At 64.2% G+C, this 25,451-nt stretch carries 25 protein-coding genes and 1 pseudogene; 19 read left to right on the top strand and 7 right to left on the bottom strand.

Annotation, left to right across the window (positions count from 1 at the left end; genetic code table 11):
* Window positions 1-25: 25 nt before the first annotated feature.
* Window positions 26-1,456, bottom strand: a complete 1,431-nt coding sequence (gene dnaA / locus AKN84_RS34990; RefSeq protein ID WP_050425006.1) for a chromosomal replication initiator protein DnaA — start codon at window positions 1,454-1,456, stop codon at window positions 26-28.
* Window positions 1,457-2,696: 1,240 nt separating this feature from the next.
* A complete protein-coding gene (gene rpsT, locus AKN84_RS34985) occupies window positions 2,697-2,963 on the bottom strand; it encodes a 30S ribosomal protein S20 (protein ID WP_021077661.1) in 267 nt (88 codons plus the stop codon).
* Between the two features lie 372 nt (window positions 2,964-3,335).
* Here rpsT and AKN84_RS34980 point away from each other — a divergent pair, with 372 nt between their 5' ends.
* The 3 genes and pseudogenes from AKN84_RS34980 (at window position 3,336) to AKN84_RS34970 (ending at window position 5,331) form a co-directional block, all read left to right on the top strand.
* Complete coding sequence (locus AKN84_RS34980) at window positions 3,336-3,653, top strand: hypothetical protein (protein ID WP_016842666.1); 318 nt, start codon at window positions 3,336-3,338, stop codon at window positions 3,651-3,653.
* A 144-nt stretch (window positions 3,654-3,797) separates the two neighbouring features.
* On the top strand, window positions 3,798-4,457 hold the full coding sequence (gene msrA, locus AKN84_RS34975; protein ID WP_050425005.1) for a peptide-methionine (S)-S-oxide reductase MsrA: 660 nt from the start codon (window positions 3,798-3,800) through the stop codon (window positions 4,455-4,457).
* A 128-nt stretch (window positions 4,458-4,585) separates the two neighbouring features.
* Window positions 4,586-5,331: pseudogene (locus AKN84_RS34970) on the top strand (polysaccharide biosynthesis/export family protein).
* Window positions 5,332-5,502: 171 nt separating this feature from the next.
* On the opposite strand, the gene AKN84_RS34965 reads toward AKN84_RS34970, so the two are convergent.
* The 3 genes from AKN84_RS34965 to AKN84_RS34955 all read right to left on the bottom strand — a co-directional run bounded on the left by AKN84_RS34965 (window position 5,503) and on the right by AKN84_RS34955 (window position 7,449).
* Entirely contained in the window at window positions 5,503-6,177 is a 675-nt protein-coding gene (locus tag AKN84_RS34965) for a dienelactone hydrolase family protein (RefSeq protein WP_050425004.1), read from the bottom strand.
* 145 nt (window positions 6,178-6,322) lie between these two features.
* Entirely contained in the window at window positions 6,323-6,664 is a 342-nt protein-coding gene (locus AKN84_RS34960) for a hypothetical protein (protein WP_050425003.1), read from the bottom strand.
* Window positions 6,661-7,449: an alpha/beta fold hydrolase gene (locus AKN84_RS34955; protein ID WP_050425002.1), complete on the bottom strand. Its 789-nt coding sequence runs from the start codon at window positions 7,447-7,449 to the stop codon at window positions 6,661-6,663. The genes AKN84_RS34960 and AKN84_RS34955 overlap by 4 nt, the downstream gene beginning before the upstream one ends.
* Window positions 7,450-7,737: 288 nt before the next feature.
* Between AKN84_RS34955 and AKN84_RS34950 the strand changes: the two genes are divergently transcribed.
* The 4 genes from AKN84_RS34950 (at window position 7,738) to AKN84_RS34935 (ending at window position 13,364) form a co-directional block, all read left to right on the top strand.
* Complete coding sequence (locus tag AKN84_RS34950; protein WP_050425001.1) at window positions 7,738-8,229, top strand: (2Fe-2S)-binding protein; 492 nt, start codon at window positions 7,738-7,740, stop codon at window positions 8,227-8,229.
* Window positions 8,226-10,511, top strand: a complete 2,286-nt coding sequence (locus AKN84_RS34945) for a xanthine dehydrogenase family protein molybdopterin-binding subunit (protein ID WP_050425000.1) — start codon at window positions 8,226-8,228, stop codon at window positions 10,509-10,511. Before AKN84_RS34950 ends, AKN84_RS34945 begins: the two co-directional genes overlap by 4 nt.
* 306 nt (window positions 10,512-10,817) lie before the next feature.
* Window positions 10,818-11,915: an HD domain-containing protein gene (locus tag AKN84_RS34940; protein ID WP_050424999.1), complete on the top strand. Its 1,098-nt coding sequence runs from the start codon at window positions 10,818-10,820 to the stop codon at window positions 11,913-11,915.
* A gap of 159 nt (window positions 11,916-12,074) precedes the next feature.
* On the top strand, window positions 12,075-13,364 hold the full coding sequence (locus AKN84_RS34935) for a cytochrome P450 (RefSeq protein WP_128971436.1): 1,290 nt from the start codon (window positions 12,075-12,077) through the stop codon (window positions 13,362-13,364).
* Between the two features lie 100 nt (window positions 13,365-13,464).
* On the opposite strand, the gene AKN84_RS34930 is transcribed toward AKN84_RS34935, so the two are convergent.
* Both AKN84_RS34930 and AKN84_RS34925 read right to left on the bottom strand, forming a co-directional pair.
* Complete coding sequence (locus tag AKN84_RS34930; RefSeq protein WP_050425026.1) at window positions 13,465-15,045, bottom strand: AMP-binding protein; 1,581 nt, start codon at window positions 15,043-15,045, stop codon at window positions 13,465-13,467.
* Between the two features lie 191 nt (window positions 15,046-15,236).
* Window positions 15,237-15,656 carry a VOC family protein gene (locus AKN84_RS34925; protein ID WP_050424997.1) on the bottom strand — a complete coding sequence of 140 codons (420 nt, stop codon included), beginning with the start codon at window positions 15,654-15,656 and terminating at the stop codon, window positions 15,237-15,239.
* Between the two features lie 217 nt (window positions 15,657-15,873).
* Between AKN84_RS34925 and AKN84_RS34920 the strand changes: the two genes are divergently transcribed.
* From AKN84_RS34920 to AKN84_RS34865, 12 genes are all read left to right on the top strand, one after another.
* The gene (locus AKN84_RS34920) at window positions 15,874-16,845 is read left to right on the top strand and encodes a Bug family tripartite tricarboxylate transporter substrate binding protein (protein ID WP_050424996.1); all 972 of its coding nucleotides are present in this window, start codon (window positions 15,874-15,876) and stop codon (window positions 16,843-16,845) included.
* Window positions 16,846-17,008: 163 nt separating this feature from the next.
* On the top strand, window positions 17,009-17,290 hold the full coding sequence (locus AKN84_RS34915) for a DUF3551 domain-containing protein (RefSeq protein WP_050424995.1): 282 nt from the start codon (window positions 17,009-17,011) through the stop codon (window positions 17,288-17,290).
* Window positions 17,291-17,423: 133 nt separating this feature from the next.
* Window positions 17,424-17,882 carry an ArsR/SmtB family transcription factor gene (locus AKN84_RS34910; protein WP_128971435.1) on the top strand — a complete coding sequence of 153 codons (459 nt, stop codon included), beginning with the start codon at window positions 17,424-17,426 and terminating at the stop codon, window positions 17,880-17,882.
* Window positions 17,882-18,229, top strand: coding sequence for an SRPBCC family protein (locus AKN84_RS34905; protein ID WP_202814718.1), 348 nt, complete (start codon window positions 17,882-17,884; stop codon window positions 18,227-18,229). The genes AKN84_RS34910 and AKN84_RS34905 overlap by 1 nt, the downstream gene beginning before the upstream one ends.
* A gap of 18 nt (window positions 18,230-18,247) precedes the next feature.
* Window positions 18,248-18,985 (top strand): DUF899 domain-containing protein, encoded by a 738-nt coding sequence (locus AKN84_RS34900; protein WP_050424993.1) that lies wholly within the window; start codon window positions 18,248-18,250, stop codon window positions 18,983-18,985.
* A gap of 131 nt (window positions 18,986-19,116) precedes the next feature.
* Window positions 19,117-19,473, top strand: a complete 357-nt coding sequence (locus AKN84_RS34895) for a DUF1428 domain-containing protein (protein WP_050424992.1) — start codon at window positions 19,117-19,119, stop codon at window positions 19,471-19,473.
* A gap of 129 nt (window positions 19,474-19,602) precedes the next feature.
* Window positions 19,603-20,220, top strand: a complete 618-nt coding sequence (locus AKN84_RS34890) for a hypothetical protein (RefSeq protein ID WP_050424991.1) — start codon at window positions 19,603-19,605, stop codon at window positions 20,218-20,220.
* Window positions 20,207-20,617 (top strand): transcriptional regulator, encoded by a 411-nt coding sequence (locus AKN84_RS34885; protein WP_050425025.1) that lies wholly within the window; start codon window positions 20,207-20,209, stop codon window positions 20,615-20,617. The genes AKN84_RS34890 and AKN84_RS34885 overlap by 14 nt, the downstream gene beginning before the upstream one ends.
* A gap of 31 nt (window positions 20,618-20,648) precedes the next feature.
* A complete protein-coding gene (locus AKN84_RS34880; protein ID WP_050424990.1) occupies window positions 20,649-21,389 on the top strand; it encodes a di-trans,poly-cis-decaprenylcistransferase in 741 nt (246 codons plus the stop codon).
* Between the two features lie 158 nt (window positions 21,390-21,547).
* Window positions 21,548-23,074, top strand: coding sequence for a magnesium-protoporphyrin IX monomethyl ester anaerobic oxidative cyclase (bchE, locus tag AKN84_RS34875; RefSeq protein WP_050424989.1), 1,527 nt, complete (start codon window positions 21,548-21,550; stop codon window positions 23,072-23,074).
* 581 nt (window positions 23,075-23,655) lie between these two features.
* The gene (locus AKN84_RS34870) at window positions 23,656-23,811 is read left to right on the top strand and encodes a response regulator (protein WP_167350155.1); all 156 of its coding nucleotides are present in this window, start codon (window positions 23,656-23,658) and stop codon (window positions 23,809-23,811) included.
* Between the two features lie 403 nt (window positions 23,812-24,214).
* The coding region (locus AKN84_RS34865; RefSeq protein ID WP_050424988.1) for a threonine ammonia-lyase at window positions 24,215-25,451 on the top strand (1,237 nt) is incomplete at its 3' end.

The following is a 25,451-nucleotide window of genomic DNA, read 5'->3' as shown; positions in this document are numbered from 1 at the left end:
AACGGGCGAGGCCTGCGACGGAAGTCTATTCCTGGAGCTGACGCTTCAGCGATTCGACTTCCTCCGACAGCGCCGTGTCCTTGGCGACCAGTGCCTCGATCTTGCGCACAGCGTGCAGCACCGTGGTGTGGTCGCGGCCGCCGAACCTGCGGCCGATCTCCGGCAGCGAGCGCAGGGTCAGGGTCTTGGCCAGATACATCGCGACCTGGCGCGGGCGCACCACGTTGGCGGTACGGCGCGACGACAGGAGGTCGGAGCGGCTGACATTGTACTGCCGGGCGACCACGCGCTGGATGTCCTCGATCTTGATCCGCTTCGGCTCCTGCGGGCGGATCAGGTCGCGCACCTCGCGCTCGGCCATCTCCAACGTCACCGGCTGGTTGTTGAGCTTGGAGTGCGCCAAGAGGCGATTGATCGCGCCTTCGAGGTCGCGGCCATTATGGGTGATGGTGCGCGCCAGATAGTCCAGCACTTCCTCCGGCACGTCGAACGTCGCATGATGGGCGCGGGCCGCGGCGACGCGCGACTTGAGGATGCCAAGCCGCAGTTCCTCGCCGAGCGAGCCCATTTCGACCACGAGGCCGCCGGCGAGCCGCGAGCGCACGCGGTCGTCGAGGCTTTCGAGATCCGACGGCGGACGGTCGGCCGCGATCACGACCTGGCGGCCGGCATCGATCAGCGCGTTCAGCGTGTGGCAGAACTCGGCCTGCGTCGACTTGCCCTGCAGGAACTGCAGATCGTCTATGACCAGCACGTCGATGCCGCGCAGCGCTTCCTTGAACGCCAACGCCGTCTGCGTCTTCAGCGCCGCGACGAAGCCGTACATGAACTTCTCGGCTGTCAGATACAGCACCTTGCGCTCGCCGCCGGAATTGCCGGCCCAAGTCACCGCCTGCAGCAGATGCGTCTTGCCGAGGCCGACGCCGGCATGGATGTAGAGCGGGTTGAACATCACGGGATCGCCGCGGCGTCCCTCCGCGACCTGGCGCGCAGCCGCATGGGCCAGCGTGTTGGAGCGGCCGACGACGAAGCTTGCAAAGGTCAGGCGCGGATCGAGCGGCGAGCCGCCCAGCGCGTCATGGCTGGCCGACACCGGCGCGGTCGCAACCGAGCGCAGTTCCGGCGCGGGGCGGCCGTCGGTGCGCTCGACACGGCGCATCTCGACCGGCGCAACCGCTTCCTTCACCGGCGCCATTGCGCGGATCGCGGAGCGCACGGTGAGGTCGATGCGATGCACTTCGGGCATCTCGGCCTGCCAGCAGGTCAGAACGCGGTCGGCATAATGCGCCTGGATCCAGCTCTTGAGGAACCGGGTCGGAACCGACAGGTGCACGCTCTCATCGTGCACGCTCTCCAGATCCATCCGTGCGAACCAGCTCGTGTAGACGTCCTCGCCAACGCTCGTCCGCAAACGTCCCTTTACCCGCGACCAGCGATCCTGTTCCGTGTTCGTCATTGCCTTCGTACTTTTCCAAAACTGAGAGATGATGATTGCGAAAGCGCCGTGCAGGTTTGCTGCCACGACGCGACCTCTAGCGGGCGCGGTCTGCTCCGGACATGGCTCTCCCGTGTGGCGGCCATGCGCCACGCGACAGATCAGCTGTTTGGAGAAGATGCGTCCCGCGAGGTCAGCGCGTACTCGACGGACTCTGCGGGTAAGAGCCAACGTCCGAGGGGTTGATTACGGCACCACTGGAGATCTGCACTTCGGCTGTCGTTGGTTCGACTGCAGTGATGATACCGTAAGGCATAAGTCCTCCCCCTCCCACCGCGACGTATCGCGGCAAGTTGTCAGCTTGCTGGTGTCTTCAAATTCGAACTGCCGCTACCGAACACCGAAATGCCCGGCGCTTCGCCGCCGCCGTGTCGTCGTCAACCCGTTCCCTTGCTCCGCGTTCCCGCTGCCAGATTCCGACTGACGTCCTGGTCTCTCTTGTTCGATCCCCCAAATTGCCGGGGACATCGCCGGAGATATTTTGACACAGGTCGTCCGTCCTCATATCGCTATGAGCCGTCAATCTAGCTTCGCTTGGAGAGCGTCGCTAACGCACACACCGCCGCCGATTTGTGCGTCCGCCCCTGGGTCTCAAACCGCGCTGATCTGGAGAGCCGTGGGCGTCGCGAACAAGAAATAAATACACCAAGCGCATTTTCTGACAATCCGTGGAATCGACGGGGATCGAGACTCTTCGCGACTGTTGCGGCGTTGCCTATGCTGAGTTGCGAAAGCAAGTTTTTGAATCAGCGCACAGATTCGCGCGTGTCACAAACGACGGTGCAATACCAAAAATTTTTCATAGAAAATTTACATTTGGTCTCGCGCCGGTCATTTTTCCAATCGCTGTTCAGCGCTATGTGCATAAGTAATTCGCGAGACGTCATTTTTCTCGATTGCTTTTGCAGGGTAACCCCGCGTCGCAATTTTCAACGCGAAATGCTCGCGCGCTATTCCATCTATCCAGCTTAGCGCAGAACAATCTCTGCGCGAGTGCGGTGCGTTAAGCATATTTGCCGGTAGAACTACGGACGCGACGAAACATGACACGCAGTTTGTTGCGCGACAATGCAAAGTGTTCTCGCGCGATGAAACTTCCACGACAAAAGTCGAGACAAAAACAAAAAGCCCGGCGCGAGCCGGGCTTCGTGGCAAATGTGTTTCTCAGTCAGCTCGATTGGCCGGCGCGCCAGCCGGCTTGTTACTTCGCGAGCTTGGCGATGCTCTGCGTGAGGCGCGACACCTTCCGGCTCGCGAGGTTCTTGTGAATGATGTTGCGCTGCGCTGCCTTCATCAGCTCCGGCTCCGCCTTGCGCATCGCCTTGAGTGCCGCCTCGCGGTCGCCGCTCTTGATCGCTTCCTCGACGGTGCGCACCGCGCCGCGCATCTGGGTGCGACGCGACTTGTTGACGATGGTGCGGCGGGCAATCTTGCGGGTCGCCTTCTTGGCGGAGGTGGTGTTGGCCATGGTTCTCTAACTGTCCTTCGGCGGTGATCGCTCAGTGGTCGGGCTTGCGCGCACCGGCCGGTTCAAATCTCAACTCTGATGTATTTGTCCAAGGTATTGACTTGGGTGTCCTTGAGGCGGCCATACGAAGAGCGCAAAACTGCTGCCCCCGCATGCGGCACTGTCCAAAGAACAGCGGCGGCAGGATTGCGCCCGCCGCCATCGGCCGGTCTTATAGATGGCGCAGGCGATAGCGTCAACGCTTTCGGGACCGAAAAAGGGCCTGAATTCGGCCTCCGGGGGCCGGATAAGCCGCTGAAGAGGTTGAATTTCCGGGGGGCGCCCGGTAAGGCCTGACGACGCGTGGGGCGCGACAGGGAGTTTGGGTGACGTATGATCCGCGGCTTTTTCCGTCTGATCGGCCTTTTGCTGCTCGCTGGCAGCTTCATCTTCATGGTCTATGACGGGGCCCGCTACGTCGCCGACCAGAGCCTGCGGTTCACCCAATTCGGGCAGTTCTGGAACGATATCCACCAGTCGAGCCAGCAGGCGTTCCATGCCTGGGTCGATCGCTTCGCGCCCTGGCTCTGGAACGATGTGATCCGCCTGCTCCTGGAGCAGCCGGTGTTCGCGGTGCTCGGCATTGCCGGCATCCTGCTGATGATCCTGTTCCGGCCGCGCAAGCCGCTGATCGGTTACGCACGCGACTGAGCTGGCTGCAGGCCCGGATGTAGCCCCTCCTGGCCGCCGCCATCAGTAACGGGGCTGCCATCATCTGCGTAAGGACATATATAGGTGACAGCCGGCCCGCAGGCCGCAGCCCGCGTTCGGCCGATGTCCCGCCTGGAGGTATCCATGTTGTTCATGCGCAAGACCACCGCGTTGCCAAGCGCCGCCGAGGCGCTGCCGGGCCGCGCGACGCCGATCCCGACCGCGACCACGCATTTCGTCAACGGCAGCAAATTGACGCCGCCCTATCCGCAAGGCCTCGAGCAGGCAGTGTTCGGGCTCGGCTGCTTCTGGGGCGCGGAGCGCAAGTTCTGGGAACTCGGCGACGGGATCTACACCACGGCGGTCGGCTATGCCGGCGGCCACACGCCGAACCCGACCTATGAAGAGGTGTGCTCGGGGCGCACCGGCCATACCGAAGTCGTGCTGGTCGTGTTCGACCCGAAGAAGATTTCCTACGAGAAGCTGCTGAAGACGTTCTGGGAGAACCACAACCCGACGCAGGGCATGCGCCAGGGCAACGACATCGGCACGCAGTATCGTTCCGCGATCTACACGTTCAGCGACGCGCAACGCAAAGCAGCCGATGCGTCGAAGGCGATGTACCAGAAGGCGCTTGCCGCCAAGGGGCTCGGCGCGATCACGACGGAGATTGCACCGTCAGGCGAGTTCTACTTCGCCGAGGACTACCATCAGCAATACCTCGCCAAGAATCCGGCGGGCTATTGCGGGCTTGGCGGCACCGGCGTGTCCTGCCCGATCGGCGTCGGCGTCACCGCCGCCTGATCGCATCGGCCTTGCGTTAGATCGATGGGGAGGCGGGCCTTCCGGCTCCCCACTCGGGCCGCGCAAACCCTTTATTAACCATAAGTGGTGCAAGACTGGGTCTGTCTCGCCGTTGAGGGATAGGTCCGGTGCCGGTTGCACGCGCGTTACGATTGCCGATCACTGCCGTTGTGGCTGCGCTCGCGCTGTCTGGCTGCATGAGCACGTCCGGTCCCGTCGCGGTCGGCCCGCAAGGCGTCGATGCCGTCACCTATGGTCCGGCCTACGCACCCGCTCCGCTTGCCGACGGAGGCGGCGGTGCCATCAGCGCATTGCGTTCCGCCTTCGCCAGCGCCTCCCCTGGATATGGCTATGCCGCGCCGGTCGCCGCCCCGGTCGTCTATGCCGCCACACCGGGTGGGCCTGCCGGTTACGACAACTCCTATCATCTCGGCCCGGGCGACAAGCTCCGCGTCGTGGTCTACGGCCAGGAAGGCCTGACCAACTCCTATGCGATCGACGCCGCGGGCGCGATCACCATCCGTTGATCGGCTCGGTGCCGGCGCGTGGCCGCACGCCGGCCGGGCTCGCCGGCGAAATCTCGGCACGGCTGCGCAACGGCTTCATCCGCGAACCTTCGGTGGCGGTCGAGATCGAGTCCTACCGGCCGTTCTTCATCCTCGGCGAAGTCCAGGCCCCCGGCCAATATCCCTATGTGCCGAACATGACCGTCGAGAGCGCGGTCGCGATCGCCGGCGGTTTCTCGCCGCGGGCCAAACGCGACAGCGTGACGCTGACACACACCGACGCGTCCGGCGCCGGCCGCTTCGTGGTGCCGCTTGGCACGCCGATGAGCCCGGGCGATACGGTGTTCGTCGGCGAGCGCTGGTTTTAGTCTAGCTCAGGCAATCTCTCTCCATTCGTCATTCCGGGGCGCGCGAAGCGCGAACCCGGAATCCATCTCGCCGCGTGTCTTGCGGTGAAACGGATTCCGGGCCTGCGCCTGCGGCGCATCCCCAGGTGCGCAATTGCGCACCGGGAATGACGAGTTGAGAAAAGCCGCGCGCTATTTGCGCAAATGCTTCCCGAAAAATTCCATGCTACGCGGCCAGGCGATGTCGGCGCTCGCCTTGTCGTAGCTTGCGCGCTCGTCGCAATGGAAGCCGTGCTGCGCGCCGGGATAGATGAAGACCTCGACCTCGGGCCGCTTCGACTTGATGGTCTCGACGTCGCTTAAGGGAATGCCGGCATCCTTCTCGCCGAAATGCAGCTGCGTCGGCACGGCCGGCTTGTCGCCGGCGAAGCGGATGATGGCGCCGCCGTAATAGCCGATCGCGGCCGAGAGCCCGGAGAGCTTGGTCGCGGCCGCATAGGCGATGCTGCCGCCGAGGCAGAAGCCGATGATGCCGACCGGCCCGACCGGCTTCACCGCGTCGATCGCCGCCTGGCTGTCGCGCAGCATCGCGGGAAAGTCGGGGTTGGCGACGAACTTGCGCGCCTCGGCGACTTCATCGGGTGAGTAGCCGCTCTGGAAGTTCGGCGTGATGCGGTCGAAGATCGAGGGCGCAATCGCGACATAACCTTCCTTGGCCAGCCGGTCGCAGACCGCGCGGATGTGGTGGTTGACGCCAAAAATCTCCTGGATCACGACGACAGCGCCCTTCGGCGCACTGGTCGGATCGGCGCGATAGGCGCCGAGTTCAAATCCGTCCGAAGCCTTCAGTCTGATGTCTTGTCCCATGGTCCATCCTTGTCGTTGGGGGTTGCATGAAGGTCTCGATGTCTTTTGTTTGAGCATGACCTCCGCGCAAACGCTTCGCGCTTGTCGCGAGGGAAAACCGCTTCGCACTTTGCGCTAACGCGGCCGTACCGGTCCGGATCACGCTCTAGCGCCACATCCAGTTTTCGCCCCAGTCGGCCTTCCAGCCGGTCAACCGGTGTTTGCGGAATTGCAGGAAGAGACGGTCGTGGTGCGGGAACAGCCCGCTGCCGCCGAGGTCGCGGAAGGTCAGGAAGATCTCGTTGCCGGGCCGCCCGCTGACATAGGTAAGGGGTGTGCCGAGCGCGCGTTGCGCGTCCGCGACGCCCATGCCGAACACCAGCGGCGTGTGGTTGGACAGCGTCGCGGTGAAGGTCGGCGTGGCCGGGTCGGCGAACAGCCGTGGCTTCTGGGCGTTCGCGTCGCTCGCGGCCACCGTCAGCAACAAGGCTGCAACAATGGTCTTCATGAGGCGGCCTTTCCGGGCGCGCTCGCCGCGAGACCGTCGAGGAACGGCAGCACGGCGTCGATGAAGGCCTGCGGCTGATCGATGTTGACGGCATGGCCGGCGTTCGGGATCACCGCCTTCCGCGCGCCCGGGATCTTTGCCGCCATGTAGTCGGACGCCGCCAGGAACGGCGTGTCGTCGGCGCCGACCACAACCAGCGACGGCACCTTGATATCGGGCAGTGACTCGATCACCCGGGCATCGCGTTGCGCCAGCATGCCGCGCGCGGCGAGCGCGAGGCCCTTGGCGTTGCGGTGGGTGACCGACGCGCGCTCGGCGCTCAAGGATTTCAGCACCTCGAGCCCTTCGCGGTCGAAGCGGTCGCCGGTGTCGCGGGCGCGCTTGTTCCAGACCTCGCGGGCGTCGTCCTTCTTGAAGCCCGGGCCGGTGTCGATGATCAGCAGCGCACGCACCCGCGCAGGGTGGGCGCGATGGAAGGCGAGCGACATGTAGCCGCCGAGCGACAGGCCGCCAACGATCGCCTGGTCGGCGCCGGCGGCGTCGAGCAGGGCGGCGATGTCGCCGACCGTCTGTGCTTCGCTGTAGGCATCCGCATTGTCGGGATAGTCGGACTGGCCGTGCCCGCGCATGTCCCACAGGATCAGTTTGTGCCGCTTCGACAGCGCCTCGATCTGGCCCTGCCACATCGCAGAGGTCGACGAATAGCCGTGGGTGAGGATCAAAGGCGGGCCGCTGCCGTGAATCTCATAATAGATATCGACGCCGCTGCGGTTGAGCTTGGCCATTGACGGGCTCCTTCTGTTGTCGATGCGAGGTCCGGCAGCGCTACCGACCTTGGTAGGAGTGATCGATACGGCATCAATACTGGCATTTCAAAAGCTTCATGCCGTTGCCGCATCGCACAACTGCCAGTTTCCGGGATTTATTCTTTTCGAGCAATTCCAAATTGGATTGCCTCGAGCCGGGAACCGGATCATTGTTTCGGCAACTGTTCGCTTACCCGGTGGGCGCCAGCCAAGACCCAACAGTGAGTTGCCGCCGTAAGCGGCTTCCTACACCGGAAGGGGAGAGAGATGCCAAATCTCAATATCAACGGACGGAATATGTCCGTCGAGGCGGCCAATGACACGCCGCTGCTTTGGGTCATCCGCGAGCAATTGCAGATGACGGGCACCAAATTCGGGTGCGGCGCCGGTCTCTGTGGCGCCTGCACGGTTCACCTCAACGGCGAAGCGGTGCGGTCCTGCCAGACCTCGCTCGCCGACGCCGTCGGCAAGAAGATCACCACCATCGAAGGCCTCTCCGCCAAGGGCGAACATCCCTTGCAGAAGGCTTGGGTCGCCGAGCAGGTGCCGCAATGCGGCTACTGCCAGTCCGGCCAGATCATGCAGGCGGCGGCGCTGCTGTCGAAAAACACCAACCCGACCAAGGAAGAAGTGGTCGCGCATATGGACGGCAATCTCTGCCGTTGCATGACCTATTCACGTATCCAGAAGGCGATCATGCGCGCTGCGTCCGACATGCGCACCGCATCGGCCACCGGATCCGAGCGGAGGGCCACATGAACAAGCACGTGAAGAATCTCGCGCCCGAGACGACCGACCTCAGCCGCCGTTCCTTCCTGGTCGGCACCGCTGCAACCGGTCTCGTGCTCGGCTATGCCGGGTCCGGCATCGACCAGGCGCTCGCGGCGCCCGCACCCGCCAACTTCGAACCGAGCGTCTGGTACGCGATCGCGCCCGATGGTCTCGTCACCGTGACCTGCGGCAAGGCCGATATGGGCCAGCACGTCGCCTCGACGATGGCGCAGATCGTCGCCGAAGAGCTCGGCGCGAACTGGAAGGACATGCGGGTCCAGCTCGCATCCAACGATCCGAAGTTCAACGATCCCGTGCTGGGCGCGCAGATCACCGGCGGCAGCTGGTCGACCATGATGAACTTCGACGCCATGAGCCGCGCCGGCGCTGCCGGCCGCATCGCACTGACCGAGGCGGCGGCGGCCTCCATGGGCGTGCCGGCCGGCGAACTGGTGGTGCGCGATTCCAAGATCAGCCATCCGAAGTCGAAGAAGTCGATGTCGTTCGCCGAGGTGGTGAAGAGCGGCAAGGCGACCAAGACCTTCACGGCGGACGATCTGAAGGCGATCAAGCTGAAGTCGCCGGATCAGTACACCATGATCGGCGTCTCGGTGCCGCAGCTCGACATCCCGTTGAAGGTCAACGGCACGGCCAAATACGGCATCGACGTGATGCTGCCGGGCATGGTCTATGGCGCGCTGGTCACCCCGCCGGTCCGCTACGGCGCCACCGTGAAGTCGGTGGACGATAGCGCTGCCAAGAAGGTGCCGGGCTTCATCAAGGCCGTCACGCTGGACGACAAGACCACGACGACCACCGGCTGGGTCGTCGCGGTCGCCAACACCTATGCCAACGCCAAGAAGGCGGCGGCGGCGCTGAAGATCGATTACGATGGCGGTCCGAACGCGAAGCTGTCCAGCGAATCGCTGCTCACCGAAGCCAAGCGGCTGCAAGGACTCAGCGATTCCGGCCAGTTCTTCGTCAAGGACGGCGATCCGAATGCGGCCTTCGGCACGGCGGCCAAGGTGCTGGAGGCGGAATACACCACCAACATCAACATCCACGCGCCGATGGAGCCGATGAACGCCACCGCGGAGTTCAAGGGCGACATCCTGCACATCTATTCCGGCAACCAGTTCGCGACGCGCTCCGGTGCGATCGCGGCCGGTGCCGCCGGGATCGATCCGAAGTTCGTGGTGATGCACCAGATGTGGCTGGGCGGCGGCTTCGGCCGGCGTCTCGACGCCGACATGATGGTGCCGGCGGTGCAGGCGGCCAAGGCTGTCGGCAAGCCGGTCAAGGTCATCTACACGCGCGAGAACGACATGACGATGGATTTCTCGCGTCCGCTGACCTACCAGAAGGTGAAGGCTGGCGTGGACGGCGACGGTAAGCTCGTCGCATTGAGCCACGATGTCGTCTCTGCCTGGCCGACCCAGCGTTGGGGCATCCCCGACTTCCTGTCGCCTTCGGTCGACAAGAAGGGACCGCTCGACGCGTTCACCGTCAACGGCTCGGACTTCTTCTACACCGTACCCAACCACTATGTGCGGGCGATCAAGAACGAGATGGCGCACAACGCCACCCCGTCCGGTCAGCTCCGCTCGGTGGCGCCGGGCTGGACGTTCTGGGCGGTCGAAAGCATGGTCGACGAGATCGCCCATGCGACCGGCAAGGACCCGGCTCTGCTTCGCGTCGAGCTGCTCGACGGCAAGGGCAAGAACGACGGCGGCGCGCAGCGTCTCCGCAATACCTTGCTCGCGGCGATGGGGCTGGCCGGCTACGGCACCAAGAAGCTGCCCAAGGGCGAAGGCATGGGCGTTGCCTGCGTGTCGTCGCAGGAGCGCGCCACGGCGAGCTGGACCGCCTGCGTCGCCCACGTCGCAGTCGCCCCCTCGGGCGAGGTGACGGTGAAGAAGCTGACGGTTGCGACCGACGTGGGTACGCAAGTGAATCCCGACGGCATCCGGGCCCAGGTCGAGGGCGCGGCGCTGTGGGGCATGTCACTGGCGCTGTTCGAGAAGGCGACGTTGAAGGACGGCGGCATCGAGCAGACCAACTTCGACAGCTACACGCCGCTTCGGATGAGCCAGCTGCCGGAAGTCGCGGTCAACGTCATCGCCAATGGCGAGAAGGCGACCGGCGTCGGCGAGCCCGCGGTGACGGTGGTGGCGCCGGCAATCGGCAACGCCGTCTTCAACGCGGTCGGCGCCCGTGTCCGCGGCCTGCCGATCACCGCGGAGGCCGTCAAGGCTGCGATGAAGGCGTAACCGCTTGAACCAATGAAACGCCGGGGAGCGGATCGCTCTCCGGCGTTTTTTTTGCGCCCGGGCTCGGCAGGTCCTGGGCTGAGCAGGTCATGGCAGTTTCAGCAACTTTGACCTTGCAAAAATTCATCATCCGCCCGCGATGCCCGCGGCCGGATTGATTTCCGCGCGGGCTGATCTTGCTGGCGGAATCCGCGATCCATCAAATTGTATCCATTGCGCTTAACCGCCGTTCAGCATCCCCATTAAGTCGGAGGGAACGCATCGTCAGGTAGCGTCGGCACCGGTCGTTACCGCGACGGGGATTCCATGACTGCCTTGGCCAATAACCAGACTTCGAAGCGCCGTCTCCTTCTGGCGTCAGATCGAAGCGATCAAAGCAACGAACTCGCCAGCATCCTGCGCTCGGTGGGCGAGGTCGATACCGTTCTCACATCGGATATTCCCGAGCAGCCGGCCCACGATCTCTCCGGTATCGTCGTCGACATCAACCTGCGCTCGCCCGAAGCCGTGCAACTGGTCCGCGCCAAGCTGCAGAGCGATGCCTATCGCGAGATGCCGCGGCTGTTCGTGCTGGCGGATGCGCTGCACCACGCCTCGATGCAGGCCTGGGCGCTCGGCGCCACCGACACGATCTCGCGGCCGTTCGATGCGCGCGGCCTGCTGCAGCGCATCCGCGCCGCATTTCCCGACAACAGCGGCTATGACGAGACCGATCGCGGCAAGGCGCTCAACCGTGGCGTCGAGGCCGCGCATGCCGTGATGGTCAAGATGTTCGAGCGGATGCGCGCCGGCGAGCCGCTCAAGTTCGAAGACATCGTTGCCGCCGAAAACAAGATCCTCAAGGCGATCAAGCACAACTCGCTGCGCGAATGGCTGACCACGGTCGGCTGCCATCACCAGGAGACCTATCGCCATTGCCTGTTCGTGACCGGCTTTGCGGTTGCGTTCGCGCAGCATCTCGGCATGCGCGAGGACGACCAGCGCCGGCTCGCGCGCGCCGCGCTGCTGCACGACGTCGGCAAGGCCTTCATTCCGGTCGCGCTGCTCGACAAGCCCGGCGCATTGACGGTCGAGGAGATGGCCGAGATGCGCGAGCATCCCCGCCGCGGCTACGAGGCGCTGTCGGCGCAGGGCGGCTTCCCGCCGGAAATGCTCGACGTGATCCTGCATCATCACGAATTCCTCGACGGTACCGGCTATCCGAACGGCCTCAGCGGCAACCAGATCAGCGACATCGTTCGCGTCACCACCATCGTCGACGTCTACGCCGCCCTGGTCGAGAAGCGCGCCTACCGGCTGCAGTTCACCCACGCCAAGGCATTCTCCATGATGGAGGAGATGGGTGGCAAGCTCGACCAGCAATTGCTGCAGGCGTTCCGCCCGGTGGCGTTCGGGCATTATTGAGCCCTCGCGGCTTCTGCCGTCATTGCTTCGTCGCGTCGTTCCTCGCAACGACGTCTGAGGCAAGGCTTTTAGCCAATCAACGCAAGTCCGCGTCCTTAACCCCGCCTAGATTTCGGCGATCATCGGTGTGACCGATGCTTTGGGCGGGTGAGGAACATCATGGATACGGCAACGACCGGGGATATGGACATCCCCGCCGACATCGCGGCAACCCTCGTCGATCCTGTCGCCTATGCCGACGATCGCATCCACGACAGCTATCGCTGGCTGCGCGCCAACAACCCGCTCGGCATCGCGCGGCCCGAGAAGTTCGATCCGTTCTGGGTGGTCACCAAGCACGCGCATATCCAGGCGATCAGCCGGCAGAACGACCTGTTCCACAACGCCGACCGGCCGACCACACTGACGAACCAGGCGCTCGAGCAGCGCGTTCGCAAGATCACCGGCGGACCCAATCTGGTGCGCTCGTTGGTGCAGATGGATGCGCCCGATCACCCGAAATACCGCGCGCTGACGCAGGGCTGGTTCATGCCGAATAACCTCGGCAAGTTCGAGGGCCGCGTCCGCGAGATTGCGCGCTCGACCGTGCGGCGCATGCTCGACCGCGGCGGCGCCTGCGATTTCGTCGAGGACGTCGCGCTCGGCTATCCCCTGCACGTCATCATGGAGATCCTCGGTGTGCCCGAGGCGGACGAGCCGCGCATGCTCAAGCTGACGCAGGAGCTGTTCGGCCCGCAGGATCCCGACACGGCGCGCGTCCGCGACGCGCTCAGCGCGGAGCAGGTCTCGGTGATGCTGCAGGCGATCATCGCCGACTTCTCCGCCTACTTCCGCAAGATCACCGAGGATCGCCGGCAGAACCCGCGCGACGATCTCGCCACCGTCATTGCGAATGCGAAGATCGGCGGTGATTACATGCCGGAGCACGATCAGACCAGCTATTACATGATCGTCGCCACCGCCGGCCACGACACCACCTCATCCTCGACCGCGGGCGCGATCTGGGCGCTGGCCAGGGATCCCGCGGAATTCGCCAAGGTGAAGGCCAACCCGGAACTGATCCCGGGCCTGGTTGACGAGTCGATCCGCTGGATGACGCCGGTCAAGCATTTCATGCGCTCGGCCACCGCCGATACCGAGCTCGGCGGCCGCAAGATCGCCAAGGGCGACTGGCTGATGCTGTGCTATGCCTCAGGCAATCGCGACGAGGAGGTGTTCGAGGACCCCGATCGCTTCCGCAGCGACCGCAAGCCCAACCGCCATGTCGCGTTCGGCTATGGCGCGCATCTGTGCCTCGGCCAGTATCTCGCCAAGCTCGAGATGCGCATCCTGTTCGAAGAGCTGCTGCCGCACCTGAAATCGCTGTCGCTCGACGGCGAGGTGAAGATGACGCAGGCCTATTTTGTCAACGGCCCGAAGAAGCTGCCGATCCGCTTCGAGGTAAACTAGGGCCTATCCGTCATTGCGAGGAGCGCAGCGACGAAGCAATCCATGTCTCAACAAGTGGTGAAATGGATTGCTTCGCTTCGCTCGCAATGACGAGGAGATCCTACTCCAACATCTTCCTTAGCTCCGCCTTCGCGACCTTCTCCAGCGTCGAGCGCGGCATCTCGTCGACGAAGCGGATCTCGCGCGGCACCTTGAAGTCGGCGAGCGCCGAACGGCAGGCGGTCATGACCTTGTCGTGCAGATCGGCAGGCAAGGCGGCGACGCCGGCTTGCGGGATGATGAAGACCACCGGCACCTCGTCCAGCATCGGATGCTTCTTCGCCACCACGGCGGCTTCGCGCACGCCCGGCACCACCGCGATCACCTGCTCGATCTCGGAGGCGGCGACATTCTCGCCGCCGACCTTCAGCATGTCCTTGGAGCGGTCGCCGAACTTGATGTAGCCGCGCTCCAGCATCGTGACGCGGTCGCCGGTGATGAAATAGCCGTGCTCGTCGAAGCTCTCGCGCGTGGCCTTCTCGTTGTGCAGATATTCGGCGAACAGCGACAGGCCGGGAATACCCTTGATCAGGAGATTGCCGGTCTCGCCAACGCCGGTCGCGGTGCCGTCATCGTTGGTAATGCGGATTTCGTACTCCGGCGCCGCGCGGCCGATCGACATCGGCGGGTTGGGCTGGTCGACCTCGCCGATGATGCCGTGGGTGATGGTCTCGGTCATGCCCCACCAGCCGATGATCTTGATGCCGAACACGGCGAACGGTGGCGGCTCGTTCACGGCAGTGCCCCAGAGTCGGAATTTGTGATGCTTCGGCACTTCGTGCTCCAGCAGCGCCTTCATGCAGAACGGGATCGTCGAGGTCCAGGTCGAGCCGTGCTCGAGCGCGACCGGCCAGAACCGGCTTGCCGAGAAGCGCGGCTGGACTACGCAGGTGCCGCCGACCCACAGGCTCGCCAGCATCGAATAGGCCAGCGCGTTGGTGTGGAAGAGCGGCAGATAGGTCTGGTGCACGTCGCTCGCGTGCAGGTCCTGATGCGCGGCGTTGATCTTGGCGCCCCACAGCGCGCTGGCATGCGTCCACAGCACCGCCTTCGGCCGCGACGTGGTGCCGGAGGTGTATTGCACGCTGCACGGTGCAAGCGGATCGATCGGGCGCTTCGGCCGGTCGGCGCTGTCGGCGAACAGCGCGTCAAAACTGTCGCCGTGCGCGGGTGGCTGTGCCGGCGCCTGCCCGGCGTCGTGCGAGGTGACCGCGATCCAGCGCAGCGCCTTGCAGCTGGCTGATATCAGTTCGGCATAAGCCGGCTGGGTGATCGCGGCGACCGCGCCGCAATGGCCGGCGAAATATTCGATCTCGGCTGCAGCCGAGCGGGTGTTGGTGGTGACGGCAATCGCGCCGAGCTCGACACAGGCGAACCACGACATGATCGCCTCGATGCAGTTGTCGAGATGGATCAGGACATAGTCGCCTTGCTTGATGCCGCGTTTGGCGAGGCCCGCCGCGAGCGCGCCGACGCGCTCATGGAATTCGCCATAGCTCCAGCGCCGTGCCGGCGCATCGAACGGCGCCCAGATCAGGAATGGATGATCGCGGCGCACCTCGGCGCGCATCCTCAGCAGCCATGGCACGTCGAGCCCGGCAAACGGCCCCACGATTCCCGGCACTGCTTTTGAATTGGTCATATGTCCTCCCGCGCAGCCTTGGCGGCCGCCCTTGGTCTTGGTTGGGAGCAGTTCTGCCATCGGTATGCGTCGAGCGCAAATCGGGATTTGCAGAGCAATGTTGCGCTGAAGCGATCCGTTCCGCCGCGCGGAAAGGGTGGATCTATTCTCAGCACCTACGGTCGGGCACGCTTCGCCGCCTCGCAACGACGCTAGTTTACGTCGCGTTCATACGACGAGATCTCGATCAGGCTGCCGTCGGGATCGCGGCAATACACCGAGCGCAGCGTGCCGCGCGCGCCCTGCTTGGCCACCGGGCCTTCCTCGATCCTGACGCCATTGGCCTTCAGATGCGCGACCACCTGCTCGGGCGTGCTCGCGGTGAGGAAGCAGAGATCGTCGCTGCCAGCCGTTTCATGATCGGCGGTAAACCAGTCCACCTTGTCGGCGTCGCGCGGCCGCACGTTGATCTTCTGGTTGCCGAACACCAGCGAGGTGCGCGGTGTCTTGCCCTTGCCGGGGTCGAACACCTTCACCTCCATGCCGAGGATCCTGCTGTACCAGGCAACCGAGCGCACGACATCGGTGACATTGATCACGAGATGGTCGAGCCCATTCACCTTGACGGACATGATCGATCCTCTTCGGTCCAGAGCGTTTTCAAGCGACGTGGACAGCGGTTCGCGTGAAGAAAACGCGTCATGACAAGATTGCGGCTTAGTCTTTCGTCGCGGCCGGTGGCGCACGTGTCGCACTGGCCGCCTCAGACATTGTTTGTTAAAACCGCGCCGCATGCAACGCAACAGAAACGGGCAGGGGGCCAAACCCTGCTGGATTGGGAGAGACTTCATGATTTCACGCCGCACCGCGCTGGGCCTGATCGGGTCGGGAATTTCGACATTCGCGATCGGTCGGGCGTCCGCAGCCGACTATCCGGCGCGGCCGGTGCGCTGGATCGTGGGCTATCCGCCGGGCGGCGCCACCGACATCATCGCGCGCCTGATCGGGCAGCGGTTGTCAGAGAAGCTCGGGCAGCAATTCGTGATCGAGAACAAGCCGGGCGCCGGCAACAATATCGGCACCGAGGCTGCGATCAACGCCGAGCCGGACGGCTACACCGTGTTGCTGGTCAATCCGGCGAACTACATCAACGCCTCGCTCTACGCCAATTTGAAGTTCAACTTCGTGCGCGACGTGTCGCCGGTCGCTTCCTTCAATCGCGTCCCGAACGTGATGACCGTCAACAAGGACGTGCCGGCGAAGAACGTCGCCGAGTTCATCGAATATGTGAAGGCCAATCCCGGCAAGGTGAACATGGCCTCGTCCGGCAACGGCACCTCGGTGCATCTCTCCGGCGAGATGTTCATGTCGATGACCGGCTGCAAGATGCAGCACGTGCCGTATCGCGGCGCTGCGCCCGCGATCACCGACATGCTCGGCGGCCAGGTGCAGGTGATCTTCGACAACATGCCCTCGATCATCCAGCATATCCGCTCCGGTTCGCTGCGCGCGCTCGGCGTGACGACGACGGATCGCTCCTCACAATTGCCCGACGTGCCGGCGATCGCCGAGACCGTGAAGGGCTATGAGGCGAGCGCGCTGTTCGGCATGGGCGCGCCGAAGAACACGCCGAAGGAGCTGATCGCCAAGCTCAACACCGAGATCAATGCCGTTCTCGCTGAGCCCGACATGCGCAAGCGCTTGGTCGAGCTCGGCGGCGACTCGCTGATCCAGACCCCGGAAGCCTTCGGCAACGACATCAAGGCCGAGACCGACAAGTGGAAGAAGGTGGTCGAGTTCGCCGGCCTCAAGGTCGAGTAGGCCCCGGACGTTCAGCGTTGCTGAACCGCGCGGGCAGCTCTGATCTGCGCGGTGATGCCCGTCCTGTGAGGCACATCGCGGGGCCTTGACGCGGAATAAAATGACCTTCAGGAACCTTACCCGAGATGCCGCGCTTTAACTGCGGCATCTGAGGAGGCGGATCATGCGCACGTCGCAAATGACAATGCTTGTCTTGGGAGCGATGACGTTTGCCGGAGCGGCGAGCATCACGCCGGCTTCCGCCGATCCTTATGACTATCCGTGGTGTGCGCAGGGGCCGAGCCTGGGTTATCCCGGCGAATGCGCCTACCGAACCTACGAGCAGTGCCTCGCGAGCGTGTCCGGGCGCTTTCTGGCTTGCGGTGAGAATCCGCGCTTCCTGTTCAGCGAGCCGCCGCCGCCGCGCCGCCATCAGCGTCGGCACCGGACGGTCTACCCCGACTAGCAAACTTCCGGACCGGCGCCGCGCAAGACGGCTTTGCGACGTTCCCGACGTTCGTCGTGACGGTGCGCCCGTCGTCGCGCGATCGTGAAGACGCGCGCTTGACGCCGCACCGTTTGCGTTTATACTAAACCACATGGTTAAGTATCAGGACGAAACGCTGGACCGCACCTTCGCGGCGCTTTCCGATCCCACCCGCCGCGCACTGCTGGCGCGGCTCGGTGAGCAGGAAAGCCTGTCGGTGAGCGAACTGGCGCAACCATTCGCTATGTCGTTGCCGGCGATCATGAAGCATCTCGACGTGCTCACGGACGCCGGTTTGGTCGCGCGCGAGAAAACCGGCCGCACGGTGGCGTGCCGACTCACCGCGAGGCCGATGGAGCAAGCGATGAACTGGCTCAATCGCTATGCGCAATTCTGGTCCGACAATCTCGACCGCCTTGCCGCTTTTGTGGAGGAACACCCATGGCAGCCAACAAATCCGCAGTCGCAGCCGACGCCGGCCTTGCCGCGCGTCCAAGCCTCACCCTCACGCGGCGCCTCCGCGCCCGGCCGGAAAAAGTCTACGCCGCGTGGACCGAGCCGGAAAACCTAGTGCAGTGGTTCGGTCCGGGGCAGGTCACGCCCGGCACGACGCAAGCCGACCTCGATGTTCGCGTCGGCGGCCGCTACCGGATCAAGTTCACCGGCAGCAACGGTGAGCATCACGAGGTCGGCGGCATCTATCGCGAGGTGGTGCCGAACGAGAGGCTGGTGTTCAGCTGGGCCTGGCATTCGACGCCGGAGCGCGTCTCCGAGGTGACGGTGTCGATCAGGCCCGACGGCGGCGGCACGTTGCTCACCTTCTATCACGCGCAGTTCGTCGATGAGACCGCGCGCGACAATCACCAGCGCGGCTGGACCGAATTCCTCGGCAATCTCCAACAATATGTCGACGCCTGAACCGCAAAGGAGCATCGCATGTCTCAGCACAAGATCGTTTCGCGCGAAGAATGGACCGCGGCCCGCAAGGCGTTGATGGTCGGCGAGAAGCAGCTCACCCAGGCCCGCGAAGCGCTGAGCCGGCAGCGCCGCGAATTGCCGTGGGTGAAGGTCGACAAGGACTATGTGTTCGACGGGCCCGGCGGCAAGGTGACGCTCGGCGATCTCTTCAAGGGCAGGCCGCAGCTCGTGGTGCAGCACGTGATGTTCGCGCCGGAATGGGACGCGGCCTGCAAGAGCTGCTCGTTCTGGGTCGATGGCTTCGAGCGCATGGTTCCGCATCTGGCCGCGCGCGACACCACGATGGCCGCGATCTCGCGCGCACCGCTGGCCAAGCTCGAGGCCTTCAAGCAGCGAATGGGCTGGAGCTTCGATTGGGTCTCGTCGGGAGAGAATGACTTCAACTACGACTATGCGGTCTCGTTCACCCCCGAGCAGATCGACGCCGGGAACGCGCAATACAATTATGGAACGACCCCGCTTTACGGGCCCGAACTGCCCGGGATCAGCGTGTTTTATCGCGATGACGCCGGCGCCGTGTTCCACACCTATTCCACATTCGCCCGCGGCCTCGACATGATGAATGCCGCCTATCACTACCTCGACCTGACGCCGCTCGGCCGCCACGAGGAGGGCTTGCCCTATCCGATGGATTGGGTGCGGCTACGTGACCAATACCAACCGGCACCGGTTCAGGCATCCTGCTGCCACAGCTGACGCGTAGCGCGTCGCATGTCGCCATTGCGAGCAGCGTTAGCGACGAAGCAATCCACTTCTCAACGTCTGGAAAGATGGATTGCTTCGCTGACGCTCGCAATGACAGGAAACCAAACAGCAGGAATCCTCCAATGCCTTACGTCGATGGTTTCGTCGTCGCCGTGCCGAAGAAGAAACTCAAAGCCTATGCGAAGCTCTCGAAGATGGCCGGCAAGGTCTGGCGCAAACATGGCGCGCTGGATTATCGCGAGTGGGTTGCCGACGACGTCAAGCCGGGCAAGCTGACGTCGTTTCCGCAGAGCGTGAAGCTGAAGGCCGGCGAAACCGTCGTGTTCGCCTGGATCACCTACAAGTCGCGCGCCCAGCGCGACAGGATCAACGCCAAGGTGATGGCGGATCCGCGCTTCGCGTCGATGGATCCGAAGACCGCGCCGTTTGATCTCAAGCGCATGAACTATGGCGGCTTCACAAGCCTGGTGAAGGTCTGAGGCGGCACGGTTTCGCCGCAATCCACAGCCGTAACCGGCCGGTAAACATCACGCTCGGCGGGCTGAGCGATGCCGCTTGCGTTTACTTGGTGATCCCGTATACTTTGCAATACAAAGTGCGGGCAAATCATGCGCGACCTCGACAAGGCCTTGGCCGATATTCTCGCGATCCGCAGCCAGATTGCGGCGGGGACCGCATTCCGCGGCTACGGCCCGGCGACCGTCGCCGCCACCAGCGGCATCGCGCTCGTCACCGCGCTTGCCCAATATTTCTGGCTCGACGATCCCACCGGTCATCCGATCGCCTTCCTCGCGGGCTGGGCCGCCGCCGCATTGCTGTCCGCGGTGCTGATCTGGATCGAGATGCAGGCGCGCTCGCGGCGGCATCATTCGGGCCTTGCCGACGCGATGGTCCAGCAGGCGATCGAGCAGTTCGTTCCCGCTGTTATCGCCGGCGTGTTGCTCGCGGTCCTGCAATGGAAATTCGCGCCCGAGACACTGTGGATGCTGCCCGGCCTGTGGCAGGTGCTGGTGAGCCTCGCCGTGTTCGCCTCGGTCCGCCTGCTGCCGCGCACGATCGCGCTCGGCGGCGCCTGGTACTTCCTGTCGGGCTTCACGGTGCTCTTGATCGCAAGCCAAAGCCACGCGCTGTCGCCCTGGACCATGGGACTGCCATTCGCGATCGGCCAGTTGCTGCTCGCAGCGCTGTTGTATTTCGCTTCCGGAGGCCATGATGCCGAAGACTGACTTGACCACCGCGCCATTCGCCTATGATGGCCTCGACCGCGTCATCCACGAGAAGGCGCGGCTCGGTCTGCTCACCTCGCTGATGGCGCATCCGAAGGGGCTCGCCTTCGCCGATCTCAAGCAGCTCTGCGGCCTGACCGACGGCAATCTCAGCCGGCATCTGCAGGTGTTGCAGGAGGCCGGCCTCGTCGATGTCATCAAGGGTTATGAAGGCAATCGTCCGCACACCACGTGCCGCCTGACCAAGAGCGGCCGCCGCCGTTTCCTCGACTATCTCGCCGTGCTCGAGCAGCTGGTGCGCGACGCGGCCAAGGCTGCCGGCACGTCCGACAAGACTGAAAAGACCGCCGGCAAGGACGAAGGCGCATCTGGCCGCCTTGGTATCCAGCCGGTTTGATCATCCCCTTTTTTTGCCCGGAGACTTTGTGATGCAAAGCAACGTTGCGCTCAAGCCGGAAGCCGTCGCCCGGCTGCATGTCGGCATCATCATGGACGGCAACGGCCGCTGGGCGACGCGGCGCGGTCTGTCGCGGCTGCGCGGACATGAGGCAGGCGTCGAGGCGATCCGCCGCATCGTCGAGGCCGCGCCGGACCAGGGCGTCGGTACGCTGACGCTCTACGCATTCTCGAGCGACAATTGGCGCCGGCCGAAAGCCGAAGTCACGGCGCTGATGGCGCTACTCCGGTTCTATCTCGCCAACGAGATCGCAGCCCTGATGCGCAATGGCGTCCGCCTCACCGTGATCGGCCGCCGCGACCGGTTGCCCGACGGTATCGCAGCCGCGATCACCCGCGCCGAGGCCGAGACCTGCGACGGCACCACGCTGCATCTGCGCATCGCGATCGACTATTCGGCACGCGACGCGATCCTGAACGCCGCGGCGCGCGCCGCCGGTACAGGCCAGCTGAGCCGCGAGAGCTTCGCCGATCTCATCACCGGCGAAACCGGCTTGCGTGACGTCGATCTGATCATCCGCACCTCGGGCGAGAAGCGGCTGTCGGATTTCCTGCTCTGGGAGGGCGCCTATGCCGAGTTGCACTTCACCGAGCGGATGTGGCCCGAATTCGATGCCGACGATCTCGCCGACGCGCTCGCCTCGTTCCATCGCCGCGAGCGCCGCTTCGGCGGGCTGACCGCGATCGCGCCGGCGGAGGTCGCGAACCTCTAGAGCATGATCCGGAAAAGTGTGAAGCGGTTTTCCGAAAGGATCATGCTCAAATAAAGAGCTCGCGCGAATTGCGCCAAAAGCCCGGCCGGGGGGTTGGGCTCTCTCTCACAAAATGCGGGGACGCACGATCACGCCAACCAAAGCGGGAGCGATCATCCATGCGCATTCTTCTCATCAACGTGCCGCACCCGGCGATCGGCAGCCGGATCCCCGACGACCATCTGCCGCCGCTCGGCCTGCTGTCGATCGGCGGTCCGCTGATCGACGACGGACACCACGTTCGGCTGCTCGATGCCGAGTTCGGGCCGATGCCGCTCGAAGCTATCGTGGCGGAGGCATCGCGGTTTTCGCCGGATGCCGTCTTGTTCGGCCATTCCGGCTCGACCTCGGGCCATCCGGTGATCGCGGAGGTGGCGCAAGCCATTGTCAACGCCGTGCCCAAGGTGCGGATCGTCTATGGCGGGGTGTTTCCGACCTATCATTGGCGCGAGATCCTGCGCGAGGAACGCTACGTCACCGCGATCGTGCGCGGTGAGGGCGAAGAGACGGCGCGGCGCCTGATGCGGGCGCTGGAGACCGGCGACGATCTTCGCATCATCAACGGCATCGCCTTCCGCGATGATTACGGGCCGCGCGTCACGCCGCCCGCGCCTGTTATCCGTGACCTCGATGCCTATCGCGTCGGCTGGGAGCTGATCGATCACACACGCTACAGCTATTGGGGAGGGCTGCGCGCCGTCGTCGTGCAGTTCTCGCGCGGCTGCCCGCATCTGTGCAATTATTGCGGTCAGCGCGGCTTCTGGACGCGATGGCGGCACCGCGATCCCGTGCGCTTCGCCAGGGAATTGGCGCGGCTGCATCGCGAGCACGGCGTCAAGGTGATCAATTTCGCCGACGAGAATCCGACCGTCTCGAAGAAGGCCTGGCGCACTTTCCTCGAGGCCCTGATCGCGGAGGATGTCGATCTGATCCTGGTCGGCTCGACCCGCGCCGACGATATCGTCCGCGATGCCGACATCCTGCATCTCTACAAGAAGGCGGGCTGGCAGCGCTTCCTGCTCGGCATGGAGAACACCGACGAGAAGACGCTGGAGCTGATCCGCAAGGGCGCGACCACCACGATCGATCGCGAGGCCATCCGTTTGATGCGCCGGCACGGCATCCTGTCGATGGCGACCTGGGTGGTCGGCTTCGAGGAGGAGACCGATCGCGATCATTGGCGCGGCCTGCGGCAGTTGTTGTCCTACGATCCGGATCAGATCCAGATGCTCTACGTCACGCCGCATCGCTGGACGCCGTATTTCCGTCTCGCGGCAGAGCGGCGCGTCATCCAGGCCGATCGCCGGCTCTGGGATTACAAGCATCAGGTGCTCGCGACGCGGCACATGCCGCCATGGCGGGTGCTGCTCTGGTTCAAGTTCACCGAGATGGTGCTGCAATGCCGCCCGAAGGCCTTGCTGCGCGTGCTGTTTCATCGCGACGCCGGACTTCGTCATGCGATGCGCTGGTACACGCAGATGGGACGCCGGGTCTGGCCGCACGAAATTCTCGGCTTCCTGCGCGACACCAGGCTGACAAACGGGCCGACGGTGCGGGAATTTTGGGGCGAGCCGCAGGATAGTGAGGAAGAAGCAATGTCATCGCAGCGGCCCGAGCGCAGCGTCGGCACATCGCGCGCAGCGTAATTCGATACCGTCATGCCGGGTTCTGGATAACTGGCGCTGATGACTGGACGTCTGAGTCATCAGCGCGATAATTTCCAGATCGACCGCGCAGAACAAAAAGAACCGTGGCGGTCGAGGCGGCGAGTAGAGCATACAGGTTGCGATTCTAAAAATATTGGCCAGTCACGTCAGCGGCAGAGCCACACTCGATTCACTCAAGCACGATCTCGCTATTCTCTCGTCGAGCGGCGACGATTGGCATGCGCGGATCAAACGCCTGGCGTCGCGGGTTCCCGAACTGGACATCTTTAGCAATGGCTATGTGCTGCGTGACGTCGAAGGCTGGGAGATCAACCCGCCGGACGTGAGTTCCTGCGCGCGCTGGAGGCGGTCACGCAAGATAATCTGCGGGCTGCGCCAGTGGCCGAGGCCGTGGTCCGCGCCGAGGGCAGGTTGATCGTGGTCGGTCACCGCTTCAGGAACAGGGCGCGGCCGCAGCGCGGCCGAGCGCGTCAGTGCGCCGCCGGCCGTCCCGCGAGCCGCGTTGAACCTCGCAGCGCCGTCGGCGACCTACCTTCGGGACGTGGTTCTGGAGGTCGCAAATGACTGCATTGGCTCAATCGATCGCTCGGGTATTTCCGGCCAATTCGATTCGGAGCAGCATCGCCCGGCATGTCCTGCTGTTCGGCTTTGCCGTCTTGTTCGTCGCAGTGCTCAGGGCAAGCTATGGCCTCGATCTGAGTGCGGGCTTCTTCTGATTTTTCCGGCTGCAAGTCATACGGGGTTAACCGGACCGGGATAGCTAAGCGCACGCTATCCTTGCACCTTGAACCCGGGCCGATCTTCCATGGATAAGCCGATGCGCTGCCAGTGCGGCAGGACGCGAACCATTGTGCTCGACAAGCACTTCCGGACCGCGCTGCTATGCCCCAAATGCGATGAGGCCCAGCTGGCCGCGCCGGCCAGGCCGGAGCAACGGGTGCTGACCGCGCGATAGCGCGGTCGTCTTCGGCGCCGAAACTGGCCAGCGCGATGGGATTGACTTGAACCGTGATGGCGCTTTGGGTCGTGTTTGAGCATGATCTTTTCGGAAAACCGCTTCGCACTTTTCCGGATCATGCTTTAGGTTCCGTCTGATGAAACGGTCCAACGCGAAACCCGATGCCGCATCCTTCCGATACCACCGCCGCAACGCCCGCTGACGTGACGCTTGCCGACGTGCGCCGTGCCGCCGAAACCATCAGGGACTCGGTCATGGTCACGGCGTGCAACGAGAGCCGTACGCTCGGCGAGATCTGCGGCTGCCGCCTGTTCCTCAAATTCGAGAACCTGCAATTCACCTCGACCTTCAAGGAGCGCGGCGCGCTGAACAGGCTGCGGGCGCTGTCGGCCGAAGAGCGCAAGCGCGGGGTGATCGCGATGTCGGCCGGCAATCATGCCCAGGGCGTGGCCTATCACGCGAAACGGCTCGGCATCCCCGCCACTATCGTGATGCCAATCGGCACCCCGATGGTGAAGATCGAGAACACCAGGCGGCATGGCGCCGAGGTCATCATCACCGGGCAGACGCTGGAAGAATGCTTCGCCTTCGTCGGCACGCATGCCGCAGAGCGCGGCCTGATCCTGATCCACCCCTATGACGATCCGCTGATCATCGCCGGGCAGGGCACGATCGGACTCGAAATGCTCGAGGCGGTGCCGGAACTCGATATCCTGGTGGTGTCGATCGGCGGCGGCGGGCTGATCTCGGGCATCGCAACGGCCGCCAAGGCGATCAAGCCGTCGGTGCAGATCATTGGGGTGCAGGCCCAGCTCTATCCATCGATGTACAATGCCGTCAAAGGCGAGCAGCTGCCGATGCGCGGCGACACGCTCGCCGAGGGCATCGCGGTCAAGGCGCCCGGGCAGATCACCACCAGGATCGTCCGCGACCTCGTCGACGACATCGTGCTGGTCAGCGAGGACCAGATCGAGCGCGCGGTGGCGACGCTGATCTCGATCGAGAAGACGGTGGTCGAGGGCGCCGGCGCCGCCGGCCTCGCGGCGGTGCTCGCGGCACCGGAGCGCTTTGCCGGCCGCAACGTCGGCCTGGTGCTGACCGGCGGTAACATCGACACCAGGCTGATCGCCTCGGTCCTGACCCGTGAGCTCGCGCGCGAAGGGCGGCTGACGCAGCTGGCGCTCGACATCGTCGATCGGCCCGGACAGCTCGCGGCGGTGTCGATCCTGCTGGCCGATGCCGGCGCCAACATCATCGAGGTCTCGCACCAGCGCACCTTCTCCGACCTGCCGGCGAAGGCGACGCTGCTCGAACTCGTGATCGAAACCCGCGACCGCGCCCATCTGGAAGACGTGCTGGCCGCGCTCAACGCAGCGGGATTTGCGGTGCGGGAGAGTT

The sequence above is a fragment of the Bradyrhizobium tropiciagri genome (assembly GCF_001189845.1).
In the GTDB taxonomy this organism is placed as follows: domain Bacteria; phylum Pseudomonadota; class Alphaproteobacteria; order Rhizobiales; family Xanthobacteraceae; genus Bradyrhizobium; species Bradyrhizobium tropiciagri.
The sequence above is the reverse complement of the archived record's forward strand: the minus strand, read 5'-3'. Positions and strand labels throughout refer to the sequence as shown.

Bases quoted from the DNA above. Each gene is read 5' to 3' on its own strand.
- dnaA (WP_050425006.1), bottom strand. From the start codon at position 1,456: ATGACGAACACGGAACAGGATCGCTGGTCGCGGGTAAAGGGACGTTTG.
- rpsT (WP_021077661.1), bottom strand. From the start codon at position 2,963: ATGGCCAACACCACCTCCGCCAAGAAGGCGACCCGCAAGATTGCCCGC.
- AKN84_RS34980 (WP_016842666.1), top strand. From the start codon at position 3,336: ATGATCCGCGGCTTTTTCCGTCTGATCGGCCTTTTGCTGCTCGCTGGC.
- msrA (WP_050425005.1), top strand. From the start codon at position 3,798: ATGTTGTTCATGCGCAAGACCACCGCGTTGCCAAGCGCCGCCGAGGCG.
- AKN84_RS34965 (WP_050425004.1), bottom strand. From the start codon at position 6,177: ATGGGACAAGACATCAGACTGAAGGCTTCGGACGGATTTGAACTCGGC.
- AKN84_RS34960 (WP_050425003.1), bottom strand. From the start codon at position 6,664: ATGAAGACCATTGTTGCAGCCTTGTTGCTGACGGTGGCCGCGAGCGAC.
- AKN84_RS34955 (WP_050425002.1), bottom strand. From the start codon at position 7,449: ATGGCCAAGCTCAACCGCAGCGGCGTCGATATCTATTATGAGATTCAC.
- AKN84_RS34950 (WP_050425001.1), top strand. From the start codon at position 7,738: ATGCCAAATCTCAATATCAACGGACGGAATATGTCCGTCGAGGCGGCC.
- AKN84_RS34945 (WP_050425000.1), top strand. From the start codon at position 8,226: ATGAACAAGCACGTGAAGAATCTCGCGCCCGAGACGACCGACCTCAGC.
- AKN84_RS34940 (WP_050424999.1), top strand. From the start codon at position 10,818: ATGACTGCCTTGGCCAATAACCAGACTTCGAAGCGCCGTCTCCTTCTG.
- AKN84_RS34935 (WP_128971436.1), top strand. From the start codon at position 12,075: ATGGATACGGCAACGACCGGGGATATGGACATCCCCGCCGACATCGCG.
- AKN84_RS34930 (WP_050425026.1), bottom strand. From the start codon at position 15,045: ATGACCAATTCAAAAGCAGTGCCGGGAATCGTGGGGCCGTTTGCCGGG.
- AKN84_RS34925 (WP_050424997.1), bottom strand. From the start codon at position 15,656: ATGTCCGTCAAGGTGAATGGGCTCGACCATCTCGTGATCAATGTCACC.
- AKN84_RS34920 (WP_050424996.1), top strand. From the start codon at position 15,874: ATGATTTCACGCCGCACCGCGCTGGGCCTGATCGGGTCGGGAATTTCG.
- AKN84_RS34915 (WP_050424995.1), top strand. From the start codon at position 17,009: ATGCGCACGTCGCAAATGACAATGCTTGTCTTGGGAGCGATGACGTTT.
- AKN84_RS34910 (WP_128971435.1), top strand. From the start codon at position 17,424: ATGGTTAAGTATCAGGACGAAACGCTGGACCGCACCTTCGCGGCGCTT.
- AKN84_RS34900 (WP_050424993.1), top strand. From the start codon at position 18,248: ATGTCTCAGCACAAGATCGTTTCGCGCGAAGAATGGACCGCGGCCCGC.
- AKN84_RS34895 (WP_050424992.1), top strand. From the start codon at position 19,117: ATGCCTTACGTCGATGGTTTCGTCGTCGCCGTGCCGAAGAAGAAACTC.
- AKN84_RS34890 (WP_050424991.1), top strand. From the start codon at position 19,603: ATGCGCGACCTCGACAAGGCCTTGGCCGATATTCTCGCGATCCGCAGC.
- AKN84_RS34885 (WP_050425025.1), top strand. From the start codon at position 20,207: ATGCCGAAGACTGACTTGACCACCGCGCCATTCGCCTATGATGGCCTC.
- AKN84_RS34880 (WP_050424990.1), top strand. From the start codon at position 20,649: ATGCAAAGCAACGTTGCGCTCAAGCCGGAAGCCGTCGCCCGGCTGCAT.
- bchE (WP_050424989.1), top strand. From the start codon at position 21,548: ATGCGCATTCTTCTCATCAACGTGCCGCACCCGGCGATCGGCAGCCGG.
- AKN84_RS34870 (WP_167350155.1), top strand. From the start codon at position 23,656: ATGACTGCATTGGCTCAATCGATCGCTCGGGTATTTCCGGCCAATTCG.